This is a genomic window from Corynebacterium sp. TAE3-ERU12 (genome assembly GCF_019209905.1).
Classification (GTDB): Bacteria; Actinomycetota; Actinomycetes; order Mycobacteriales; family Mycobacteriaceae; genus Corynebacterium.
The window spans coordinates 255,628-270,581 of the sequence record NZ_JAHUTM010000001.1 but is presented as its reverse complement, the minus strand read 5'-3'; the positions used below and the strand labels follow the sequence as shown (position 1 = coordinate 270,581).

At 62.6% G+C, this 14,954-nt stretch carries 15 protein-coding genes; 5 read left to right on the top strand and 10 right to left on the bottom strand.

Features of this window, described 5'->3' with window-relative positions; genetic code table 11:
• Positions 1 to 61: 61 nt before the first annotated feature.
• Together KRX51_RS01205 and KRX51_RS01200 are read right to left on the bottom strand one after the other, a co-directional pair.
• Positions 62 to 1,387 carry a hypothetical protein gene (locus KRX51_RS01205; RefSeq protein ID WP_218361140.1) on the bottom strand — a complete coding sequence of 442 codons (1,326 nt, stop codon included), beginning with the start codon at positions 1,385 to 1,387 and terminating at the stop codon, positions 62 to 64.
• A 1-nt stretch (position 1,388) separates the two neighbouring features.
• Positions 1,389 to 2,327 (bottom strand): Ppx/GppA phosphatase family protein, encoded by a 939-nt coding sequence (locus tag KRX51_RS01200; protein WP_218361139.1) that lies wholly within the window; start codon positions 2,325 to 2,327, stop codon positions 1,389 to 1,391.
• A 34-nt stretch (positions 2,328 to 2,361) separates the two neighbouring features.
• On the opposite strand from KRX51_RS01200, the gene KRX51_RS01195 reads away from it, so the two are divergent.
• Positions 2,362 to 3,318, top strand: a complete 957-nt coding sequence (locus KRX51_RS01195; protein ID WP_218361138.1) for a hypothetical protein — start codon at positions 2,362 to 2,364, stop codon at positions 3,316 to 3,318.
• A gap of 19 nt (positions 3,319 to 3,337) precedes the next feature.
• Here the strand turns inward: KRX51_RS01195 and KRX51_RS01190 are convergent, their stop codons facing one another.
• From KRX51_RS01190 to mshA, 5 genes are all read right to left on the bottom strand, one after another.
• Positions 3,338 to 4,033: a response regulator transcription factor gene (locus tag KRX51_RS01190; protein ID WP_218361137.1), complete on the bottom strand. Its 696-nt coding sequence runs from the start codon at positions 4,031 to 4,033 to the stop codon at positions 3,338 to 3,340.
• A 14-nt stretch (positions 4,034 to 4,047) separates the two neighbouring features.
• The gene (locus KRX51_RS01185; RefSeq protein WP_370624962.1) at positions 4,048 to 5,196 is read right to left on the bottom strand and encodes a sensor histidine kinase; all 1,149 of its coding nucleotides are present in this window, start codon (positions 5,194 to 5,196) and stop codon (positions 4,048 to 4,050) included.
• 87 nt (positions 5,197 to 5,283) lie between these two features.
• Complete coding sequence (locus tag KRX51_RS01180; protein WP_218361136.1) at positions 5,284 to 6,030, bottom strand: phosphoglyceromutase; 747 nt, start codon at positions 6,028 to 6,030, stop codon at positions 5,284 to 5,286.
• 47 nt (positions 6,031 to 6,077) lie between these two features.
• A complete protein-coding gene (locus tag KRX51_RS01175) occupies positions 6,078 to 6,641 on the bottom strand; it encodes a YbjN domain-containing protein (protein WP_218361135.1) in 564 nt (187 codons plus the stop codon).
• Between the two features lie 54 nt (positions 6,642 to 6,695).
• Positions 6,696 to 7,985 carry a D-inositol-3-phosphate glycosyltransferase gene (mshA, locus tag KRX51_RS01170; protein ID WP_218362201.1) on the bottom strand — a complete coding sequence of 430 codons (1,290 nt, stop codon included), beginning with the start codon at positions 7,983 to 7,985 and terminating at the stop codon, positions 6,696 to 6,698.
• A 137-nt stretch (positions 7,986 to 8,122) separates the two neighbouring features.
• On the opposite strand from mshA, the gene KRX51_RS01165 reads away from it, so the two are divergent.
• Positions 8,123 to 9,859: a long-chain-fatty-acid--CoA ligase gene (locus tag KRX51_RS01165; RefSeq protein WP_218361134.1), complete on the top strand. Its 1,737-nt coding sequence runs from the start codon at positions 8,123 to 8,125 to the stop codon at positions 9,857 to 9,859.
• A gap of 9 nt (positions 9,860 to 9,868) precedes the next feature.
• Here the strand turns inward: KRX51_RS01165 and KRX51_RS01160 are convergent, their stop codons facing one another.
• Positions 9,869 to 10,960: a UDP-N-acetylmuramate dehydrogenase gene (locus tag KRX51_RS01160; protein ID WP_218361133.1), complete on the bottom strand. Its 1,092-nt coding sequence runs from the start codon at positions 10,958 to 10,960 to the stop codon at positions 9,869 to 9,871.
• A 63-nt stretch (positions 10,961 to 11,023) separates the two neighbouring features.
• Here KRX51_RS01160 and KRX51_RS01155 point away from each other — a divergent pair, with 63 nt between their 5' ends.
• From KRX51_RS01155 to purU, 3 genes are read left to right on the top strand one after another with little or no spacing between them, the layout of a single operon-like run.
• Positions 11,024 to 11,515 (top strand): DUF2505 domain-containing protein, encoded by a 492-nt coding sequence (locus KRX51_RS01155; RefSeq protein ID WP_218361132.1) that lies wholly within the window; start codon positions 11,024 to 11,026, stop codon positions 11,513 to 11,515.
• 27 nt (positions 11,516 to 11,542) lie between these two features.
• On the top strand, positions 11,543 to 12,361 hold the full coding sequence (locus tag KRX51_RS01150; RefSeq protein ID WP_218361131.1) for a DUF2993 domain-containing protein: 819 nt from the start codon (positions 11,543 to 11,545) through the stop codon (positions 12,359 to 12,361).
• Between the two features lie 27 nt (positions 12,362 to 12,388).
• Positions 12,389 to 13,303 carry a formyltetrahydrofolate deformylase gene (gene purU, locus KRX51_RS01145; protein ID WP_218361130.1) on the top strand — a complete coding sequence of 305 codons (915 nt, stop codon included), beginning with the start codon at positions 12,389 to 12,391 and terminating at the stop codon, positions 13,301 to 13,303.
• Between the two features lie 117 nt (positions 13,304 to 13,420).
• On the opposite strand, the gene KRX51_RS01140 is transcribed toward purU, so the two are convergent.
• Both KRX51_RS01140 and KRX51_RS01135 read right to left on the bottom strand, forming a co-directional pair.
• Positions 13,421 to 13,762 (bottom strand): DUF2516 family protein, encoded by a 342-nt coding sequence (locus KRX51_RS01140; RefSeq protein ID WP_370624960.1) that lies wholly within the window; start codon positions 13,760 to 13,762, stop codon positions 13,421 to 13,423.
• Positions 13,762 to 14,931, bottom strand: a complete 1,170-nt coding sequence (locus KRX51_RS01135; protein WP_218361129.1) for a hypothetical protein — start codon at positions 14,929 to 14,931, stop codon at positions 13,762 to 13,764. Before KRX51_RS01135 ends, KRX51_RS01140 begins: the two co-directional genes overlap by 1 nt.
• Between the last annotated feature and the right edge of the window lie 23 nt (positions 14,932 to 14,954).

Genomic DNA, 14,954 nt, shown 5'->3' with positions numbered 1-14,954 from the left:
CCGCCCACGCCTTGCGAGGCGGGGCGGGTTCGAATGGGGGTGTACGAGAAGCTGAGCGTTGTTAACGCAGCATCAGCAGGTATGGGCCGAAGGTGAGCAACAGCCCCACCACACCGGCCAAAATCGGCGTGAGCTTATCGCGCTTACGCCGCACCGTATTGGCGATGAGCACCATCACGACGGTCACCGCAAGGGCGGCGACACCAGCGGCGATAGTGGGCATCTGGGCCCAGGCCCAGGTGAAGGCGACGAAGAGGAATGCGCCGGCAACCAGGCCGACGATGACCTGGATAACAAGCAAGGCGATGGAGAGGGAATTGTCTTCTTGCTCTTCCTCGTCCAGCTCGACAGGTTCTACGTATTCGGCACGGTCGTCGTCGACGTGGTCGTCAGCACCGTGGTCGTCGACGTCGTCGTCAGCGGGCTGCGGCGCTGCGCGGTTGACCTCGTCGGCCATACCGGGCACCTCTGCGGTAGCGGTCGTATCAGCATGCGAGGACCGCGGCTCAACCGACTCGGTGGTCTTTGCTGCTGCAGCGCTCGCAGCAACGGCACCTGCCCCAGCTGCGGCGGCACCGGTTGCGGCAGCACCTGCCTTGGGCTTATCAGCCTCGGGCTTTTCTGCTGCTGGCTGCTTGGTGTCCTTCGGCTCCTGCGGTGCGTCCTCGTCGGGGATGGCCGGCTGGATATCGGTATTGGCCTCTCCCGGAGGGGTGACCTTGGGCTTGGCTGCGGGCTGCGGCTGCTTCGGCTGCTGCAAGCCAAGGATGTCCTTGACGGTGTAGCCGGGCTCAGCGACGGGGGTGGTGCCGTCCTTGGCGTCGTTGAATGCGGTCAGCGCCAGGGTTATCTCGTCATCATCGGGATTGGTGTCGATGACGATGGGGTTGGCGGGCACTGCAGCCGGCACGTTGAACGCGGAGGCGAATTTCGTAGCAGCGGGGGCAGCAGCCTTAGCCTCGGGCTTCGGTGCCGGCTTAGGCTCCGGCGCGGGCTTCGGCTTCGGTTCCGGCTTGGCCGCAGCCTTCGGCGCGGGTTTAGTCGCCGCCTTAACCTCGGGCTCCGGCTTCGGCGCGGACTTCGGTTCCGGCTTCGGCGCGGGCTTGGAGCCAGCTTTCGCGGCAGGCTTTACCTCCGGCTTGGACTCGGCCTTCGGCGCTGCCGGAGCCTTATCGTCGGATGGAGCCTCAGTAGTGGCCGGGTCGTCGGCAGCATGGGCACCACGACGCGGGCCGGGAGCATCAACACGACGCTGGCTGCCCGTAAGGTCGGCGACGGAAACACCGCCTTCTTCCAGGCTGCGACGACGCCGACGCGGCCGGTCTGCTGCCGGCTCTTTACCAGCACGGGCCATCAGCTCGGCGACGGTGAGCTTCTCCTCGCTCATCTCAACCCTTTCCGTCAAGGTCACTGTCCAGGCGGCGCAGAATAATTCCCTCGCGCAGCGCCCACGGACATATCTGAACCTGTTCCAAACCCAATGATCGCATACTTGCTTCGGCGACAAGGGCGCCTGCAACTATCTGATGCGATCGGTTAGCGCTGACACCTTCGAGTTCGGCTCGGTCAGCGGCAGTCATACGGGAAATAAATGCGATTAATTGCCGCAGGCCAGCGGCGGTAAGTGTGCGTTTTACGCGGGGCCCGGCAGAACTTGGCGCCGCACCAGTCAAACGCGCCAAAGTTCGGAAAGTTTTTGATGTTGCTGCGGCCACATCTGCCTCACCAAGGCTCTTTAAGTGTCGCGCGGGCTCGACTAATTCGGCATCGATATAGTCGCGCAGCAACGCAATCTTCTTGCGATCTGGCGGGTCAGTATCGAACCACTCATGGGTGAGTCGGTTCGCGCCGAGAAGCAACGAGTAGGCCACTTCGGGGTCCTCGTCGGAACCAGCAGTCAGCTCCAGGGAGCCGCCGCCGATATCGAGGTTGACGATCCGCCCGGCTGACCAGCCGAACCACCGTCGCACAGCCAAAAAGGTCAGGCGCGCCTCGTCCTCACCGGAGAGAATACGCAGCCGAATGCCGGTTTCTTTCTCCACATGGTCGAGCACTTCGTCGCCATTTTCGGCATCACGAACCGCTGAAGTGGCGAAAGAGATCATCTCCTCGCACTTCATTTGTTCAACGAGTCCGCGGGCCTCATCGACATACTTCGTGAGTTTGTCGATGCCCTTTTTGCTGAGCTTATTGTCCTCGTCGAGGTACTCAACCAGCTTCATCGTCGATTTCACGTCGCTCATTGGGGTGGGGTGACCGCCTCTACGGGCGTCCACCATCACCAAATGAACGGTATTACTGCCAACATCCAACACACCTAAGCGCACGCCCAACAGGTTAGACGGTCTACCGTGTCTCAGTGTGAATCAGTCCCAGCCCCAGCCCGGTCGTGGCGACCAGCCCTCCCCCGCCGAAGTCGCCGAGGACTACCCCCGTGAGTGGTTCGAGTTCACCAACCCGGAGGACCCGTTACACCTCATTACCTGCGATATCACGTGGCTACTCTCCCACTACCAATGCGCATTCGGCACTGACGCCTGCCCTGGTATTGAGCCAGCAACCGCCGACGCAGGATGTTGTATCCACGGCGCGTTCCTCTGCGATGAAGACGACCGCGACCGCGTCGTGAACGTCGTCGAGCGCATGGATCTCGATCCGCGCGAACCCGACCCGGATATTCCCGGCGACCCCGGCGGGTGGTGGCAAAACCGCCCAGATGGCACCGACGCCTGGTTCGACACCATCGAAACCACCGACGAAGAACCCCTCGAGCCGTGGCTGGAGTGGGACGAGTTGGAAAACGACGACGGCGAACTTGAGCCCGCACTGCGTACCGCGCGGGTGAATGGGGCCTGCATTTTCGCCAACCGCCAAGGCTGGCCAGGCGGGCGTGGGTGTGCGCTGCACCAGTGGGCGGTGGCAAACGACGTTGACTATGTCGAAGCGAAACCCGATGTGTGCTGGCAAGTGCCGCTGCGGCGGCTGGAGGATTGGGAAGAGCGCCCCGACGGTCAGGAAATTCTGCACACCACCATCACCGAGTACGACCGGCGGGCCTGGGGTGGCGGCGCCGAATTTCATTGGTGGTGCACCGGCGCACCGGCCACTCATGCCGGCGGGGTGCCGCTGTACCGCAGTTCGGAACGGGAGCTGCGCGAACTCATTGGCGACGCTAGCTACGAGGTGTTGGCGGCTCACTTACAGCAGCGCGAAAAAGCTGGCCGGGCCGGGGCTTTTGGGCCCTCCGGCTACCCGCTGTTGGCGATCCATCCGGCCACCCGAGCCGCATTGGAAGACGCCTCCCCGGACGAGGTGTAGCCCCGGGGGCGGGGAGGGTTTATTCCTCGTACTTATAGCCCAGGCCGCGCACGGTTACCAGGTGCTTCGGCTTGGAGGGGCTGGCCTCAATCTTGGAGCGCAGCCGCTTGACGTGCACATCCAACGTTTTGGTGTCCCCGACATAGTCCGCGCCCCACACCCGGTCGATGAGCTGACCGCGGGTGAGCACGCGACCACTATTGCGCAGCAGGTATTCCAGCAGGTCAAATTCTTTCAGCGGCATCTGCACTTCCTCGCCGTCAACGGTGACGACGTGGCGTTCCACGTCCATGACCACACGGCCGCCGTCGAGAATATCGTCGCCTTCGAGCGGCTCGTCGTAGATATCCTCGGGCATGCCGCGGCGCAGCACAGCGCGGATACGGGCAATGAGTTCACGCGAGCTATAGGGCTTGGTGACGTAGTCATCGGCACCGATTTCAAGCCCCACGACCTTATCGATCTCACTGTCACGGGCGGTGACCATGATGACTGGGACGGAGGACTTCTGGCGCAGGGTGGTGCAGACCTCAGTGCCGCTCATCCCGGGCAGCATTAAGTCCAGCAGCACAATATCGGCAGGTTCCGCATCGAACAGCGCCAATGCCGACGGCCCATCCTCGGCCACACGTACCCGGAATCCCTCCTTACGCAGGAGGAAAGCAAGTGGCTCAGCTAGTGCAGCTTCGTCTTCAACAATGAGGACAGTGGTCACGCAGCAGATCCTTCCTATTTCGGCGCAGGAAGTTCGATGGTGAAGGTCGAGCCCGTTCCTGGCCTACTCCATATCTTAACGGCCCCGTCGTGGTTTGCGACGACATGCTTGACAATGGCCAAACCCAGCCCGGTGCCGCCGGTCGCCCGCGACCGTGCTTTATCGACGCGGAAGAAGCGCTCAAAGATGCGTTCCTGGTCGGCAAGAGAAATACCGATCCCACGATCGGTGACCCTGATGGCGACGGTGTCGGCATCAGACTCGATACAACTAATCGACACCGGGGTGCGGTCAGGGGAGTAATTCACGGCATTGGACACCAGGTTCGATACCGCAGTCACCAGCAGCGCTTTATCGCCGTACACCCGCAAGCCCTCGGGGCAATCCCACGAGACTTCCGTGCCGGCATCCTCGGCCTGCATCTTGGTGCGACTGATCGCAGCTTTGACGATATCGCTGACCTCCAGCAGCTCCATATCGGGCAGCTTCTCCGCGCCCTGGAGTTTCGATAACGAGATCAGTTCGGTGATCATCGTCGATAACCGCTGGGTCTCCCGGGTAATTGAGGCGCCGAAGTGCTCCACCGCATCCGGGTCGCCCTTCGCCTCAACTAGCGCTTCCACCAGCAGAGATAAAGCACCGACGGGGGTTTTCAGCTCATGGGACACATTGGCGACGAAGTCCCGGCGGGCCGATTCCATGCGCACCAGTTCGGACTCGTCATAGCCGTAGATGACCACAAACCGTTTATCTGCGGTGCTCAGCGGCGCGACGATGGAGCGCACATACGTATCCGGGCCGCCCTCCCGGCGACCCGGCAAGACCAGGTTGATGGATTGTTCCTCACCGGTGTCAAAGACTTTGAGCGCAGCATCCCAAGCGCGCGGATGCAGGGTGCGCTCATAGACCAGACCCAGTGTGTGCGCCTCCTGGTTGGACAGCACCACATCCTTGGAAATATCGACAACGACGATGCCTGTCGGCGCGCCTTGTACGGATAAGTGCAGCACCTGCCCGATGGTGCTGACCCGTTGCCGGTGCTGCTGAGCAAGGGAGTCAGTTGCTGCAGCACTGGGCCGCTTTTTGCCGATGAATGTGTACACACCAGCAGTCACCGCAGCGCCGATGGCTGCTGCGACGATGGCGAGACCTATTTCCAACACGCCGACTACCCTAATGCGGCAGCCCCGTTGTTACCTGTTGAGCAGATAACGACGGGGCTGCGCGATGACCGTGGGCAGTGCCAGTTGCTACTTATTGCCCTGGTTGGCAACAGCGGCGGCACCAGCGGCAGCGGCCTCAGGGTCGAGGTAATCACCGCCGGGGTTTTCCACCTCGCCCTTATCGTTGAAGCGGTACACCAGCGGAATACCAGTGGGGATATTCAGGCCGGCGATGTCATCGTCGGAGATATTGTCCAGGTGCTTCACCAGTGCGCGCAGCGAATTGCCGTGCGCGGCAACCATGACAGTCTCACCGTTTTTCAGGCGCGGCAGGATCTCTTCTTCGAAGTAGGGCACGAAGCGCTTAACGACGTCGAGCAGGCACTCCGTCTTCGGCACCTGGTCCAGGTCGGCGTAGCGGGGGTCGTCGGACTGCGAGAACTCAGCGCCGTCCTCCAGCTCCGGGGGCGGGGTGTCGTAGGAACGACGCCAGGACATGAACTGGTCCTCGCCGTACTTCTCCTTGGTCTCTGCCTTATTCAGGCCCTGCAGGGCGCCGTAGTGACGCTCATTGAGACGCCAGTCACGAATGACCGGGATCCAGCCGCGGTCAGCGACATTGAGGGCCATATTGGCGGTGTTAATGGCGCGGCGCAGCAGGGAGGTGTACAGCACCTCCGGCTTCAGACCAGCCTCATTAAGCAGCTCGCCGGCGCGCACTGCTTCAGCGCGGCCCTTATCGGTGAGGTCAACATCGACCCAGCCGGTGAACTGGTTAGAAGCGTTCCATTCGCTCTGGCCGTGGCGGACAAGAATCAAGGTTCCGGTGCTCATAGTGTCAATTGTGCCGAAAACCTGGCCAGCTCGCTGTGGGTTTGGGCCTACTTCGGCACCGGGGCGCCACCACCGCGCGCAGCCCCACCAGCGTTACCCCCATTTGTTCCACCCGAGTTCTTCTTCGGCTCTTCCAAAAGGTGCCGGAAGGCCTCCAGGTTGCGGGTGGGTTCACCCCGGTCATTACGCCATTCCCACTCACGCCGGATCGACTCCATGAAGCCACGTTCCAGAATGGAGTTGAAATCCCCATCCGCGGTTTGCAGCACCTGGCCGAGCACCCGGTCGAGGTCATCGTCGGAAAGCTCGGCAGGCAACTGCCCCACCAGGTAGATATCGCCGCGCGCATCCAGCGCGTAGCTGACCCCGAATAGACGACGATTCCGCTCCAGCAGCCACTTATGGACAACCTCAGGCTTTTCCTCCGGCTTACGGCAGACAAAAGCCTCCACCCGCAACGAATCCGGGGCGGGGGTGAGTGCCACAGTGGTTTTCAGCTTGCGGGTACCGCGCAATTCCAGCACCACGACACCATTGGTGACGGTGTGCTCAATATCGATCCGGTCCAGCTGGGCGGCGAGATTGGTCAGCGCGTCATTCGTTTTTGTCATCGTGGTCGCCTCCTGAGGCTGATGGGTGAGCTCACGGTTGTTGGCCAGGGGCGGTTAGCCCTCGCCGGGAATATCGCCACCGCCGCGCCGCGGCAATTTGCCCACTGCGGCGTTGGTCTGCGCGATGACCTGATCGTAGACGTCATACAGGCGCTGGGCAGTGGCCTCCCAGGAATAATCCGCCGCGTGCTTAGGCGCCGCCAGCGACATGCCACGCCGAACAAGGTCGTCGACCAGCAACTCCTCCAAGGCATCGGCCCAGGCAATCTCGTCGTGGCCGTCGACAAGCAGCCCGGTCTGCCCTTCCCGAACCGCCACCGGCAGCCCGCCGACGTTGGCGGCCACCACTGGGGTGCCGCAGGCCTGGGCTTCCATCGCCACCAGCCCAAAAGACTCGTTATGGCTGGGCACGGCGACAATATCGGCGGCGCGGTAGAGGTTGACCAACTCCTCCGGCGGGCGGGAAGGCATAAACCGCACCTGCTCATTCACCCCCAGCTCAGTGGCGAGCTCAAGGAACTCGTCGGGGCGCTGCACACCTGTGCCCGAAGGGCCACCGCAGATAAGTACCCGCAGGTTGCGGTCGGGGTCGCGGCGGAATAACTCGGCGGTGGCGCGCAATAAGACTTGCGGGCCTTTCAGGCGCTGTAGCCGGCCGACGAATAACACCACCCGGGAGTGCAGCGGGACGCCCAGTTCCCGGCGGGCGCGCTCAGTGGCGCGATCTGAACCAGGCGAAAACAGCCCGATATCCACGCCCGGGGGGATGACCACAATTTTGCTTGGGTCAGCGTCGTAATGCCCAAGAAGGTTCTTATATTCCTCGTCGGTGTTGACCACCATGCGGTCTGCGTTATCGGCGATCTGTTGCTCACAGATCCGGCGTGACTCCGGCTCCGGCTTATCCCCAATAGCCCGGTGTTCATTCTTTACCGCCCCTAGGGTGTGCGCAGTGTGCACCAGCGGCACCTGCCACAGATCCCGCAGTAGCCAGCCCACCTGGCCAGAAAGCCAGTAGTGGGAGTGGATGAGGTCATAGTGGATGCCATTGCGGCGGATGAAGGCCAACATGCCTCCGGTGAAGGCAGCCAGCTGGGTGGGTAGTTCGTCTTTGGTGAGGCCCTCGTAGGGGCCAGCAACGATATTGATGACCCGCAGGTTCTCGGCGACCTGGACGATATCGCCCTGGCTGGGGCGGGTGGCGCGGGTGAAGATATCCACCTGGTGGCCTTGGCGGGCGAGTTCCAGGCTGCTGCGCAGGATATAGACGTTCATGCCGCCGGCATCGCCGGTACCGGGCTGCTCCAGGGGTGAGGTGTGCATCGAAATAGCAGCAATCCGCAGTGGGGTGCTGGCGGCGCCGGGCTGGTTGGAATCCATGTGACCAGCATGCACCCCCATTCCCCAGCTGACTACCCTACGGTCGCGTAGGGTGGGTGAAAAGGCGTCAGAAAGCCACTTCTACATACAGAGGAGAACTCATGACCCAGTCTGACCACGTGTGGCTGCAGCATTATCCAGAATGGACAGACGCGCACTTAGATTATGGTGACACCACGCTCACCGAGGTCTACCACAACGCCATCACCACGTGGCCTGACCGGCCAATGCTCACGTTCTTCGGCCGTAGCCGCACCTACGCCGAAGCTGACGCCTTGGTTCGCCGCGCCGCCGTCAAACTCCACGAACTCGGTGTTCGCCAGGGTGACCGCGTCGCCCTGCTGATGCCGAATTGCCCACAGCACGTCGTTGCCTACTTCGCGGTGCTCAGCCTTGGCGCCACCGTCGTAGAGCACAACCCCCTCTACACCGCACATGAGTTGCAGGGCCCATTCCAGGACCACGCCGCAACCATCGCTATCTGCTGGGACAAGATCACTCCGGTGCTCGACGAGCTGGTGGAAAAAACTCCGCTGGAGACCGTCATCCCGGTCAATATCATCGATGACATGCCGTGGAAGCTGCGCATGGCACTGCGCCTGCCCATCGGCAAGCTGAAAGAGACCCGCGAAAAGCTCGGCACTCCAGATACACGTACCCGCCCCGACCTGTTCGGTGGGGTGTTAGCGCCGTCCGACGCCCCGCAGATGCCGACTCCGCCGCGCCCCATTAGCGCCGACGACCCGGCTGTGATCATGTACACCTCGGGCACCACGGGGGAACCGAAGGGTGTGGAACTCACCCACCGCAACCTGGTCGCCAACCTGATGCAGGGCAAGGCCTGGGTGCCGAAGCTGGGTGAGCGACGCGAGGTCGCCCTGGCTGCGCTGCCGATGTTCCACGCTTATGGCCTGACCATTGTCACCAACGTGTCCGTCTTCGTCGGCGCCGAGCTGGTCATGGTGCCCGCCCCGGAAATGGACCTCATCATGAAGGTGCTCAAGCACAACCGGCCCACCTGGGTCCCGGGCGTACCGACGCTATACGAGAAGATCATTGAGGAAGCCGAGGCGCGGAAGGACAGTTTGAAGGGCATCCGCTTCGCTTTCTGCGGTGCTTCCTCGCTGCCGGTGCGCACTGTTGAGAAGTGGGAGAAACTCACCGGCGGCAAGCTGGTGGAAGGCTACGGCCTGACTGAGACTTCCCCGATTGTGGTCGGCAACCCCATGGACGGTTCGCGCCGCCCGGGCTATGTGGGTATCCCCTTCCCGGACACCGAAGTCAAAATTGTCGACCCCGACGATCCGAATAAGGATCTGGGCTTCGATACGGAAGGCGAGCTGGTGGTGCGCGGCCCGCAGGTATTCAACGGCTACCTCAACCGGCCCGATGAGACGAAGAAGTCCTTCACTGACGACGGGTTCTACCGCACCGGCGATATTGGTGTGATGGAAAGCGACGGCTGGATTCGCCTGGTGTCCCGCCTGAAGGAAATCATCATCACCGGCGGTTTCAACGTCTACCCGGCTGAGGTCGAAGAGGTCTTGACCGATCACGACGATATCCTCGATGCCGCCGTGGTCGGCCTGGAGAAGTCCGACGGTTCGGAGCTGGTCTGTGCGGCCATCACTCTCGACGGCGGCGCCCGGCTGGATACCGAAGACTACCGCGAGCACTGCCGGAAGAACCTGACCCGCTATAAGGTGCCGCGCGCTTTCTTCCACCTCGATGAGCTGCCGCGCGACCAGATGGGCAAGGTGCGCCGGCGCGACGTCAAAGACGTGCTGCTCAAGCGCCTCGAGAATAAGAACAAGTCCGTCGACGACTTGGTGCGCTAGCCCCCTGCCCTAGGCGTCGATGTCGACCCCGACCCACACGGGTTCGGGGACGAGGCGCACACCGAAGACACTGGCCACTCCCCCGCGGACCTCGCGGGCGAGTGCCACCAGGTCTGCTGTGGTCGCCCCACAGCCACGGTTGGTCAGCGCCAGAGTGTGCTTAGTCGACAGCCGCACCGGGGCTCCCTGCCCCGGGTAGCCCTTGGTGAAGCCGGCTCGTTCAATGAGCCACGCAGCCGACAGTTTGACCCGCCCCGGCCCCGCCGGGTGCACGGGCATGCTGTCGGCTTCATCGTCTCCACAGTGATGCACCACACGGGTATGCACATCCGCCAGTTCGGCCTCATCAATGATGGGGTTGGTGAAAAAAGAACCCGCCGACCAGGTGTCATGGTCCTCAGCGTCGAGCACCATGCCCTTGCCGCGGCGCAGCGCCAGCACCTCTTCACGCACCCGCGCAGCCGGGCGGCGTACCTCACCGGCCTGGGCTTCTGTTGGGCTCACGCCAAGTCGGCGAGCCAATTCGCCATAGCGCAGTGGGGCGCTCAGGCCGTCGGCACGCAAGCGGTACCGCACCGCCAGCACCACCGCACGGTTGGTGAATTTGAGGTTGGAGTAGCGGTAGGCCAAGTCCAGGGCGTCGGGGGTGACCCACTCGACCTTGCCGGTCGTGCGGTCGAATAGCTGCACGGAGTCCAGGATCTGGGCGACTTCGACGCCATAGGCGCCGACATTTTGAACCGGGGTGGCCCCGGCGGAACCGGGAATACCCGACAGGCACTCCATGCCGCCAGCACCTGCTGCAACAGCGGCCTTGACGACGTCGTCCCAGACCGCACCGGCTTCAGCGAAGACAACAACATCATCGCCATCGCGGGAGATTGTGACCTCATCGGCTTCGATAACAACTGCGACCAGATCGTCGAGTTCATCGCCGACAACCAGGTTCGATCCGCCACCGACGATGAGCAGCGGGGTTTTTTGGGCATCGAGGCTGCGCACATTATCGACGATGGATTCGACCGTCGGGCAGCGCAGAACCGCAGTTGGGGCGCCGCCTAGGCGCAGGGTGGTGAGATCTGCGAAGGTGGTTTCGCACATCCCAGCAGACTGTTTAGTATTTTTGAGTGAAATAACTACTTCCTCTGCGTTAGTATTCCGGGCATGGCTACACATACCGATACCCAGTCCCCGATCAACCATCCTGCGGAAAAAGTTTACGCCGCTCTGGCCACGAATGAATACTGGACCCAGCTCGTCGACGCAATGCCCGGCGAGAACGGCGAAGTGACTGTCTTCAACGATTCCGGCGATGGCGTCGAGGTCGAACTGAAGCAGCAGATGCCGACCGATATGCTGCCCGAGCAGCTGCGCGGCATGGTCCCCGCCAACCTGACGGTCACCCGTCGCGAGACCTGGACCGCCCTGAACGATGACTCCGCCTCCTCCACCCTCTCCGGTGATGTCGACGGTTTCCCGGTCAGCTTCAGCGGCACCCGCACCCTGTCCTCCGACTCCCTGGCCACCAGCGTTGATATCAACGTCAACATCCCGATGATGGGCGGCATGATCGCTCCTAAGGTCGCCGAGGCCATGAAGCAGATCTTCGCCCGCGAGGTCGACAACCTCAACGACTACGTCGCAAAACAGTCCTAGGTCGCCGCACGCACCTATAGTGGGCGCGTGGCTCAACGACATTCATCCCGAACCCCGGCCATTGTGCTGGGGTCGGTTCTTGCTATCACCATCGTCCTCGTCATCGCTGAGATTGCGCTGCGTGTGCATATCTCCGGCGTTGTTGATGAGGAGTTCCGCACCGCCCCACCACAGCAGGGCGTGACCGTGCAGCAGGACACTGAGACGTCCTTCGGCGCCTTCCCGCTGCTGCTCGACCTCATCACCGGCACTATCGACGAAATCGACGTGGTCTCCCCCTCCACCCTCGACATCCAAAATGCCGACGCTGCTGGCGGGGCGGTGCCGAGTGTGCGGGGTGTGCCCGCCGCGACGACGACGCTCTACAACGTCAGCGTCGGCAACCCGGAAGAGTCCGTGGCCGAGCGGGTGCGCATTACCGCCACTATCCCGGCCGAGCTCATCATGGCCGAGGCCAACCTGAACCGGCCCGCCCCGCAGGGTGATTCCATCCTGGACAACATCACCGGGGAAGTCACTCGGATGAGCGCAGTGCGCCCGGACCCGGCACGTGGGGTGTTAGTGGCCGAGTTCGCCCGCGGCGCCGCATCAGTGGATATTCTCCCGGTGGTGCGCGACGGGCAGGTTGTCGCCGAGGTCAGTGGCGGCGATATTGGGGGGTTGTCTGCCGACGGTGTGGTCGCCACCATCGCTGATGCCGCAGTCGCCGAACCGACCGCTGCTATCAACGATGACCTGCTGCAGATCACCGCAGTACGCGTGACCGATGAGGGCTTAGCAGTCGACTTGGAAGGCACCAATATTGCGGTGACAGCGCTGCGCACCATCGACTACTCCCGCGAGTGATTACCTTGCTCAGCTAGACTTCGCAGAATGAGTAATTCGCCGTTGGCGCAGCCTGCGCGTGCGCCCCAAGAGCGCCAGTACATCCTCACCCTCGGATGTCCCGATTCCACCGGCATCGTGGCCAAACTATCCGGTTTCCTCGCCGAGATCGGCGCCTGGATTACCGAAGCGCACTTCTTCTCCGACCCGGAGTCCGGCTGGTTTTTCACCCGCCAGGCAGTGCGTGCCGACGAGCTGGACTTAACCCGCGAGGAGCTCATCGAGAAGATGCGCCCCATCGTGGAAGAACTTGGCGTCGACGGTTCCCCGGTGCGCTGGCGAGTCACTGACACCGGTGTCCGCAAAAAGGCGGTCATCCTGGTGTCGAAGGAAGGCCATTGCCTGCAGGACCTGCTGGGCCGGGTCGACCAGAACGATTACCCCATGGATGTCGCCGCGGTCATCGGCAACCACCGGGTGCTAGAACCGCTGGCGCAGGCGCACGATATTCCGTTCCATTACGTGCCGTTCCCCAAGGACGCCGTCGGCAAGCGAGCCTCCTTCGATGAGGTCGCCAAGCTGGTCAATGTGCACAACCCGGATGCGGTGGTGCTGGCCCGGTTCATGCAGATTCTGCCACCGGACCTGTGTGAGATGTGGGAAGGCCGTGCGATCAATATCCACCACAGCTTCCTGCCCTCGTTTATGGGTGCCCGGCCCTACCACCAGGCGCATCAGCGTGGTGTGAAACTCATCGGCGCTACCTGCCACTACGCCACCCAGGATCTCGACGACGGACCCATTATTGAGCAGGACGTCATCCGTGTCTCGCATAAGGACACCCCGCGCGATATGCAGCGCGAGGGCCGCGACGCGGAGAAGCAGGTACTCGCCCGTGGGTTGCGTTGGCACCTGGAAGACCGCGTGCAGGTCTACGGCAACCGCACTGTCGTATTCGACTAGGACGGCGCCTGCTGTCTTTCCCAGGTCTTGGCTTACCTGCCGGTTGTGGTCGCTTTTGGCCACCCCGGCGGGCGCGTTCACAACAGTCTTTAAAAGAGTAGTGAACTAACTAGGTTTTCACCCCTGGGCGTTAGCGAGCAGATCCTTGATCTGCGGACGCACGTCAAACCAGTAGATACCGGTAATCACCATGCCGGCAATCATCGGAATACCGAGGAATAACTGGCTCAGCAGCGGAACCAGCAGGAATACCGCAGAGCCACCCAGCAGACCAGCCCACACACCTCGGGTGCGCCGGTCGGCGGCATCGAAAGCATCGGGCCGGGTGGTCAGCACCAGAATCACGCCAATGAGGGCGAAGATGCCGACAATAAACGGCAGCCCGATCTGGAAGAACATCGCGATACCCCAGTGGATCTGGGTCAGGATGCTGCCCTGGGGTGGGAGAAAGAAATTCACTACTGGTTATCCTCATCCGAAGTCAGGTCATTGCGCTGATCCTGCGCCTCAGCCTCGTCGGCGGCCACATCAGCGTCGACCTCGGCAGCGTCGGCAGCGCGGGCGGCCTCTTCGGCAGCCACGGCTTCCTCAGCAGCCAGGGTGGCTTCTTCGTCGACAGCCTCAGCGGCAACAGCAGCGTCGGCGGCGGCAGCAGCACGGGCGGCCTCGTCAGCTGCGGCAGCGGCCGCATCAGCGGCAGCAGCAGCCCGCGTTGCGGCGGCGGAGACATTCTCAACATCATCCGGGTCGAGGTCAATGACCTCACCATCACGGGCAGCGGCGGTCTGCTGACGCAGTGCACCAAGCAGGCTTTCGGTGACATCAGCGGCGTCCTTCAAGGCACCCTGCAGGCGATCGGTCACGCCCTCGTCGGTAATGCGACGGCGCAACTCCTCACCGGCCTCCACCAGCGGGCGGGCGGCTTCCTGAGCCAACTCATCGACCGTATTGGACAGCATCGAAGCCGCAGAAGTACGGCCGGAGCGGGGCACGCGGATGCCCAGCACGTCGGCAAGCCCCAAGGGACCGCGGCGACGTGAACCTTCCTGGCCCCCATCGGTGGGCTCACTCTCGACGGTGTACAGCGGATTGTCCGGGTCATTGGGGCGGCCGTTGGGATTGCGGCGCAACCGGCCGGTGGGCAACTTCACCGTCTGCAGATTGGAGTGCACAGTCTCCTCACCGACCTCCGCGAGCTCCCGGTAAATGCGGGTGGCCTGTTCCAGGTAGGACTCGGTGAGCTCCCGGACCTGCTCCGGGCGCAGCTGAGACAGCCGGGCCTCCAGGTCATCAGGCAACTCGGAGGCCTTTGCGAAGGTGGCGTCACCAGCGCGCTGAGTCCGTTCCACATTCTCATTGAATGCCTGCTGGGCTGCGGTGATGAGCTTGGTGTAGGCCTCGCGGGCGCGCTCTGCGGCGGCCTCGGAGGACTCGGTGGCGCGCTGCTGGGCGTCCTTCACAGTTTCCTCATTACGCACGCGCTCGCCGATCTCGCCGAGCATCTCTACGGTACGAACGCCGGCGCCAAGCCATGCGTAGACCGGGGTCTTGAGGAACTCCACGGCGTCACGCAGACCGCGCTCATTATTGGAGGAATTCGTGGTGTTGTCGTCATTGTGGTCAGTCATGGCAGCTCCTTAGGGAAGGTGAA

Bases quoted from the DNA above. Each gene is read 5' to 3' on its own strand.
- KRX51_RS01175 (WP_218361135.1), bottom strand. From the start codon at position 6,641: ATGACAAAAACGAATGACGCGCTGACCAATCTCGCCGCCCAGCTGGAC.
- KRX51_RS01180 (WP_218361136.1), bottom strand. From the start codon at position 6,030: ATGAGCACCGGAACCTTGATTCTTGTCCGCCACGGCCAGAGCGAATGG.
- KRX51_RS01135 (WP_218361129.1), bottom strand. From the start codon at position 14,931: ATGACTGACCACAATGACGACAACACCACGAATTCCTCCAATAATGAG.
- KRX51_RS01155 (WP_218361132.1), top strand. From the start codon at position 11,024: ATGGCTACACATACCGATACCCAGTCCCCGATCAACCATCCTGCGGAA.
- KRX51_RS01160 (WP_218361133.1), bottom strand. From the start codon at position 10,960: ATGTGCGAAACCACCTTCGCAGATCTCACCACCCTGCGCCTAGGCGGC.
- KRX51_RS01165 (WP_218361134.1), top strand. From the start codon at position 8,123: ATGACCCAGTCTGACCACGTGTGGCTGCAGCATTATCCAGAATGGACA.
- KRX51_RS01205 (WP_218361140.1), bottom strand. From the start codon at position 1,387: ATGAGCGAGGAGAAGCTCACCGTCGCCGAGCTGATGGCCCGTGCTGGT.
- purU (WP_218361130.1), top strand. From the start codon at position 12,389: ATGAGTAATTCGCCGTTGGCGCAGCCTGCGCGTGCGCCCCAAGAGCGC.